The sequence below is a fragment of the Chthonomonas sp. genome (assembly GCF_035294165.1).
GTDB lineage: Bacteria > Armatimonadota > Chthonomonadetes > Chthonomonadales > Chthonomonadaceae > Chthonomonas.
Genome location: NZ_DATGLN010000122.1, coordinates 1 through 7,058, shown reverse-complemented (window position 1 = coordinate 7,058; position 7,058 = coordinate 1). Strand labels below are relative to the sequence as shown.

Annotated in this window: 5 protein-coding genes and 1 CRISPR repeat array; of the genes, 4 read left to right on the top strand and 1 reads right to left on the bottom strand. The window is 55.9% G+C overall.

The genetic code is table 11. From position 1 onward, the window contains the following. Nucleotides 1–140: 140 nt before the first annotated feature. A CRISPR array of direct repeats spans nt 141–852; the repeat unit is 37 nt; unit sequence GTTGCAACCTAATCCTGGCTGAGAACAGGACTGAAAC. Nucleotides 853–875: 23 nt separating this feature from the next. From VKV29_RS06145 to VKV29_RS06135, 3 genes are all read left to right on the top strand, one after another. Then, on the top strand, nt 876–1,787 hold the full coding sequence (locus VKV29_RS06145) for a phytanoyl-CoA dioxygenase family protein (RefSeq protein WP_324200428.1): 912 nt from the start codon (nt 876–878) through the stop codon (nt 1,785–1,787). A 50-nt stretch (nt 1,788–1,837) separates the two neighbouring features. Continuing rightward, nucleotides 1,838–3,988 (top strand): hypothetical protein, encoded by a 2,151-nt coding sequence (locus VKV29_RS06140; RefSeq protein WP_324200427.1) that lies wholly within the window; start codon nt 1,838–1,840, stop codon nt 3,986–3,988. Nucleotides 3,989–4,073: 85 nt separating this feature from the next. Continuing rightward, nucleotides 4,074–5,084 (top strand): Gfo/Idh/MocA family oxidoreductase, encoded by a 1,011-nt coding sequence (locus tag VKV29_RS06135; RefSeq protein ID WP_324200426.1) that lies wholly within the window; start codon nt 4,074–4,076, stop codon nt 5,082–5,084. A gap of 20 nt (nt 5,085–5,104) precedes the next feature. Here VKV29_RS06135 and VKV29_RS06130 read toward each other — a convergent pair whose 3' ends face one another. Beyond that, nucleotides 5,105–6,010: a matrixin family metalloprotease gene (locus VKV29_RS06130; RefSeq protein ID WP_324200425.1), complete on the bottom strand. Its 906-nt coding sequence runs from the start codon at nt 6,008–6,010 to the stop codon at nt 5,105–5,107. 143 nt (nt 6,011–6,153) lie between these two features. Here VKV29_RS06130 and VKV29_RS06125 point away from each other — a divergent pair. Continuing rightward, nucleotides 6,154–7,058: glycosyl hydrolase family 28-related protein (locus tag VKV29_RS06125; protein WP_324200424.1), on the top strand; the 905-nt coding region annotated here is incomplete at its 3' end.

Genomic DNA, 7,058 nt, shown 5'->3' with positions numbered 1-7,058 from the left:
TAGGGCAAAACCGGCCGGATGAGAGTAACGATTTTCGATGACCTTGGCTTGTGGGTTGGGTTATAAAAAATTTTGGGTATCGGGGTTAGGATGAGAAGGAATCATGCGGATAGTTGGGTAATATAAAGGTATCATGTCGGGTTGCAACCTAATCCTGGCTGAGAACAGGACTGAAACAAATTCTCCAAACGCCGCTGTATTGCCGTCGAAGAATGCGTTGTTGCAACCTAATCCTGGCTGAGAACAGGACTGAAACATATTATGCCGGCATGGTGCGTGCCCGTCTTCATGCATTCCGTTGCAACCTAATCCTGGCTGAGAACAGGACTGAAACTTGCCCCAGACATCGGAACCGATCGAGGAGTTGAGGTTGCAACCTAATCCTGGCTGAGAACAGGACTGAAACAGAAGGTAAAGGCAAACGCCTCAAGCGGAAACTCGCACGTTGCAACCTAATCCTGGCTGAGAACAGGACTGAAACCTAAAATTCGGGACAGGATAATTCACCTGTATCTGTGGTTGCAACCTAATCCTGGCTGAGAACAGGACTGAAACTGGCCCCGAAGGAGCGGCGATGGCGTTGCAATACGGCGTTGCAACCTAATCCTGGCTGAGAACAGGACTGAAACCCTTCGATGGCTTGCGTAACGCAAGTCATGAGGATAAGTTGCAACCTAATCCTGGCTGAGAACAGGACTGAAACCAGAACACCGTAGGTGTGGAGACATTGAAGTCTTTGCAGTTGCAACCTAATCCTGGCTGAGAACAGGACTGAAACTACACGCTACCGGATGCTATCCGGTGGGATATGCTAGGTTGCAACCTAATCCTGGCTGAGAACAGGACGAAAACGAACCCTCTAGGAAGCAAGAGATATGACCATCACCGCCGCAACTTTCCAACCTACGACCACGCGCGTGGAAGATATTGAGTTGGACGCCGATGCGCTCGACCCACAGCAGGCGGCCGCCCTTTACCGCACGCATGGCTGCTTCGTCGTTCGAGGGCTTATGAAGCCCTACCTGGCCGAAATACAACGAGATATCGAAGCGGCCGCACAACAGGCCATTGCCCTGCTGGATCGGGCGGTGAAAGTGCCTGAGGGATGGGTAACGCCGGACGGAACCCTCTTCCTGCCGGCCCCGCCGAACTTTGCGCGAGATAAGCAGATCATGGTCTTGGCGTTTAACTACACCACAAGTGCCGCCTTCTTCCGCAGCGCCTTTGATAGCCGCCTGCTCGATATCGTGGAGGCCATCTTAGGGCCTAACATCGAGCTGTTTATTAACGGGCAGTGTCTCTATAAAGAGCCGGTCGGTGGGCATCCTAAAAACCTGCATCAGGATTCGGCCTACTTCGAGCACCGTTACGAGGGGCCTGTTGCCTGTTTAAGCTATGGGGTGGATACCGACTTGGTGAATGGGGCTTTGCATGTTGTGCCCGGCTCGCATCGGCTGGGCACGCTGCCCCATATAGACACCTTCTCCCATCTCGGCCTCGACCCGCAGGACTGGCCATGGGAAAGCGCCTTACCCATTATCGGAGAGGCCGGCGACGCCATCTTCTTCCATGTGCGCACCATCCACGGCTCTCAGGAGAACCGCTCGAGCCGGCCCCGCCCCGTGTTTATTCATCGCTATCGGGCAGCAGAAGACTACGTTGTGGTAGGGGCCACAACGGTGGCCAATCGTCAGGAGGCCGAAAAGCACGCTGCAGAGGCGCGCAAAGAGAACCAAAAGGGGCTAATGGTGCGTGGCTTTCGCACCTACAACCCCATGCGCGGCTGACCGCTGTCGGCAACTCCGCTTCAAAGCGTTTCTACAAAGGAGAGGAGCGGTTGGAAAAGATCGTCCATCTGGTTTTCAATGCCCATATAGACCCCGTTTGGTTGTGGCCCTGGCAGGCAGGCCTGGACGAGGTGCTGGCGACATGCCGCAGCGCCTGCGACCGGCTCGATGCCCATCCCGATCTGGTCTTTACACAAGGGGAGGCATGGGCGTTCTACCAAATAGAGCAGATAGACCCCGAACTGTTTGAACGAATTCGCGCCTATGTGCGCCAGGGACGTTGGGAGATCGCCGGAGGGTGGTGGATTCAACCCGACTGCAACCTGCCGAGCTTCTGGGGGGTTGAAAAGCAGATCGCCCTTGGCAAGCGTTATTTGGAGGAGCGGTTCGGCTTCTTTCCTCGGGTGGCCTACAACATCGACTCGTTTGGCCATGCCGCCACGCTGCCAAAGCTGCTACGACAATTCGGCCAGGACTTCTACGTTATGATGCGCCCGCAAGAGCATGAGATGCCGTTGCCCGCTCGGCTCTTTCGCTGGCGCGGGTTTGAGGATGGGCCGGAAGTGACGGTGTTTCGTATTGCGCGCGCCTACACAACGCGCGACATCACGCTAGAGCATGTACAGGCCGCGCTTTCCGAATTGCCCGAAGGCATAGAGCACACGATGTGCTTTGTAGGCCTGGGCGACCATGGCGGCGGCCCCACAGAACTTCAAATTGCCTGGTGTAGGGCGCACGCCACGGCCATTCCCGGCTGGCGCATGGTTTTTTCCTCCCCAAGCCGTTTTTTTGAGGCCGTCTCGTCGCAACGCGAGCGCTTGCCGCTTGTAACCGGCGAACTTCAACACCATGCAATAGGCTGTTATAGCGTTTACAGGCCCATTAAAACCGCTGTAAGGAAGGCGGAACATCGGCTGCGCCAAGCGGAGCTGGTGCTAAGTGCGGAGGGCTTGAAGAGCGAGACCTCGAAGGAGTGGCACGAGCGTGCCTGGCGCAGGGTCTGTTTTGCCCAGTTCCACGACACCTTAGGGGGAACCTGCATCCCTTCCGCCTACCCGGCCATTCTCGAACAGGTTGGGGCGGCCATCGCCGACGCCGAAGAGGCGCTGCATCTGCGGCTGCGCAAACGGCTTCAAACGTTCCCTGAGGATTCCTGCCAAAGAATCGTCGCGATGAACGCCTCCGATAGCCCTTTTGAGGGTTACCTAGAGCACGAACCGTGGCTCGATTGGCAAACATGGCCCTCCGATACGTCGCTGCTAGATGAGGCAGGCCGCCCGATCCCCTTTCAGCTTATGGAGCCGGAGGCCTGTTCGTATGGACTTACCCGGCTTCTCTTTCGCACGAGCCTTCAGCCGAACGAGGTGCGAACCATCGCGCGCATTGTCCCCCATGGGACCACCGCTGAAACGCTGCCCGGGGTTACAACAGAGGGAGAGGCCATCCAAAACGATCGTGACGTGCGCTTTGATGGAGAGCACCTGCAGTTCAACCACTCTCTCTCGCTGCAGGCTCCCTATTGCGTGCTCCTAGAAGACCCCACGGATACGTGGTCACATGGAATCGATCGCTACGCGACGCAGCCCATGGCTCAAGTCCAATGGGGCGCACCCATCCTCCTCGATCGGGGGCCTCTGATAGGCTCCCTCTATAGAGAGGGGCAGTTGGGGGCAAGCCCACTTCGCGCCGAATGGCGGGTTTATGCGGGGGAAGCGTTTGTGGAGCTGCGCTTGAGCCTCTGCTGGATGGAGCCGAGGAAGGTGCTTAAGCTGGTGGTTCCGCTGCCTCGCCCGGCGGTAAGGCGCTACGATGGCATCCCCGGAGGGTGGCTCGAACGGGCGAACGACGGAGCAGAACGCCCGATCCGAGACGGCATGCTGATGGTTCTTGAAGATGGCTCTCAGGTGGGAGTGGTCTGCCCGGATGTTTTTGCCGCCGATGCCACCTCGGAGCTTATCCGCCTAACCCTGCTGCGCAACGCCCTCATGGCGCATCACGACCCCCATCCCGGCCGCCCTGTTCGGGTAGAGCTATCTGATAAAGGAACCCATCTGTTTCGGTTTCGCTTTTTCTGCTGGGAGAACTGCCCTACGGCTTCGGTGGAGGAGAGCACACACCAGCTCGACACCCACGCTCTCATGCTTCATCGCCCTCCTCTGTTGGCCGACCTCACCCGAGGAATGCGGCGCGATGCACGCTGAGAACCGCGATAGGCTCGGTTGCAGGAGAAACCGAGAGGGCGTCGAATTAAAAAAGAGAAACCCGTAAACAGGAGAGAGATGGTTTATGGCTTCGACGGAACCGGTGCGCATCGGGATCATGTCGTTTGCGCATCTTCATGCAGATAGCTACGCGCACTGCATTGTATCGCGACCCGATACGGAGTTGGTGGGAATCGCCGATCACGATCCGGAGCGGGCGCGAAGGAAAGCAGAGCAGTTTCAAACCGAAGTGTTTCCCGATTATGAAGCGCTTTTGGCCGATTCGCGCGTGCAGGCGGTGGTGATCTGCAGTGAGAATGCCCGACATCGCAAGCTAACCGAAATGGCCGCCGCTGCCGGCAAGCATGTGCTCTGTGAAAAGCCCATTGCAACCTCGATGAGCGATGGGGAGGCCATGATCGCCGCCTGTAAGGCGGCCGGGGTGCAGCTGATGATCTCCTTTCCCTGTCGCTATTCTCCGGTGATGCAGCGCCTGAAAGCTCGCCTCGATCAGGGGGATGCTGGCACCATCCTGGCCTTTCGGGGCACCAATCGCGGGCGCAACCCAGGAGGGTGGTTCAACATCCTCTCCGAATCGGGCGGTGGGGCCACCATCGATCACACCGTGCATGTGGTAGACCTTATGCGTTGGCTTACCCGCTCGGAAGTAAAACAGGTCTATGCCGAGATCAGCAACGGCATCGAACACAAACCTTTTGACGACGTAAGCTTTCTCAGCCTTACGTTTGAGAACGGAGTTTTTGCCACCCTCGATGCCTCCTGGTCGCGCCCTAAGTGCTTTCCCACCTGGGGCGACGTTACCTTGGAGGTGGTTACCAACAAAGGCACCCTTTCGATGGATATGTTCAGCCAAAACCTCGTGCTCTATTCAGATCGTGACAAAAGCATCACCTGGCATAACTGGGGCGGCAATATGGATGACGGCCTTATCAGCGCTTTCGCCGAAGCCGTGCGTGAGAACAAACCGGTTCCCATTACCGGTGAGGATGGCCTGCGTGCCGTTGAGGTGGCCTTTGCCGCCTACCGTTCCGCCGAGCGTGTTGCCCCTGTAACCTTGCCCCTCGAAGCCTCTTGAAGTGGTTGCGTGGCCTTACCCTAAACTCTAGAGAGGCGGTATATCCAGCCCGCTCTCGATTTCGGCCTTCCCCCGAAAGGCGCTAACAGCTTCTCTATATGTCTGCGGAGGATGCGGTGAGGGTTGGAAACGGGCTTGCGCACCATCTCTAAAAACGGCATAGAGCCGGAGTAGAGGCGTTGCTCTGACGCCTTACGACCGGAGACTGTGAAGCTAACACCGCAGTAGGCCGTTTTCATGGTGTTGATGTCGGCTTGTGAAAGGCCGGTGAGGTTGTAGACGTTGGGACTAACGCTCATCACATCGGTGTCGTTGGGGCTATGGCCTGCCAGCCCCAAAGCATGGCCAAACTCGTGTGCTGCCACCGGTGCAATGCTGGGCACGCCCGTTAGGTAGGTCATATTGAACGTGATGGTGGCGCTTTGCATCTCACCGCTCCCATTCACCGTATAGTCGGTAATGGCGCCATAGTTCGTAAGCCCCATGTTTTCAAACTGCACGGTGATGTTGGCCTGGGTGGCGCTGCTGACCAAATTGAACTGCCCTACCGTGCCCAGCGCCTGCGACCACCAACTGAAACCGTTCATGGCTTGGGCAATGCGATCAGGCGTGGCCAGATTGCTGCTGACGATATAGACGTTCAGCGGGAAATGGGTCCAGTGATACAGGCGGTTTGGTAAGCCTGTGGCCGGGTCATCGGCCGCGGCGAAGTTGGGCAGATAGGTCGAATCGGTGCATCCGCCGCTGCTTGGCAAAACGGTGACGCCCCCAGAGGCGGAACTGCCGGCATGGTCGCCAGGAAGCCCGATGGTGGCGCTGGAACTAAAGGGGAGGGAGCCGGTGCCCCCGCTCCCGCAACCGGCCAGAAGGGCAAGCAGCAAGCAGAATCCGCCTATTTTCCCCCAAGAGATTTTCGGTAAACACATGGCAAACCTCCGAAAAATACCAGCTTGATTATCGGCTAGCGGCTGTGGGGGATTAGGGATAAATCTAGGAGGACATGCCAATTCAAAAGTAGAAATAACTTCTACCCCTACAAGCAAAGATTTATGTTTGGAGCAGGAAAGGTATGTCTGTTCTTTTCCATCGTTATCTGGAGACACGGCGGAAGTTTCTTTCGTATGTGCTCACCTCTATGGCGGCTATCGGGTTGCCTTTGGGGAGTAAGGAAGAGGCTATCGCCGTAGAGCGATTGTCTCGCCTTGTATCAAATAATGCCGTTTCATTTGGCCTTATCGGTTGTGGAGGAACCGGTGGTATTGTTTTCCCAAACGACTTAAAGGCGGTAATTGACTTAAAACGCCATTTGGGGGCGAAAGGCGATGGCATTCACGATGATACAGAAGCTCTTCAAAAAGGCATTCATCTAAGCTGCGGGAGCGATATGAATACAAAAGTACTTTACATCCCCAATGGGACCTACCGTATCACCAGAACGCTCACGGTCAACTTGCCGACGGACAGGGCAGGAATAGGGCCTTGGATTTATGGTCAATCGCGTGACGGAGCCGTCATCCGATTGGACAATGGGATAAATGTTGGTGCGGTTCTACAGACGCATCCGCGCGATAAAGACCCTGGTTCTGCCGATTGGTTTATGCGAACCCTTTGCAACTTGACCATTGACGTTGGCAACAATCCGAACACGGATGGCATCCGCTTCTTCTCAAATAACACCGGCATTATCAAAAATGTTAGAATAACCGGCCGAGGTCATATCGGTATCAACTCATTTATGGAACTCAACGGCCCTAACATTGTGGAGGACACAATCGTTGATGGTTTCGATATTGGAATAAGAAGTGAGTGGATGTGGGGACAGACTTTATCGAGGGTAACTGTTCGAAATTGCAAAACAGGTTTGGAAGTTGAAGGTAATGCGGTTGCTGCTGAAGACTTGGTTATGGAAAATGTTACCTTACCTGTTCATAACAAACTGCCAAATAACTGGTTTTGGTGGTCGGGGGTTCTCGC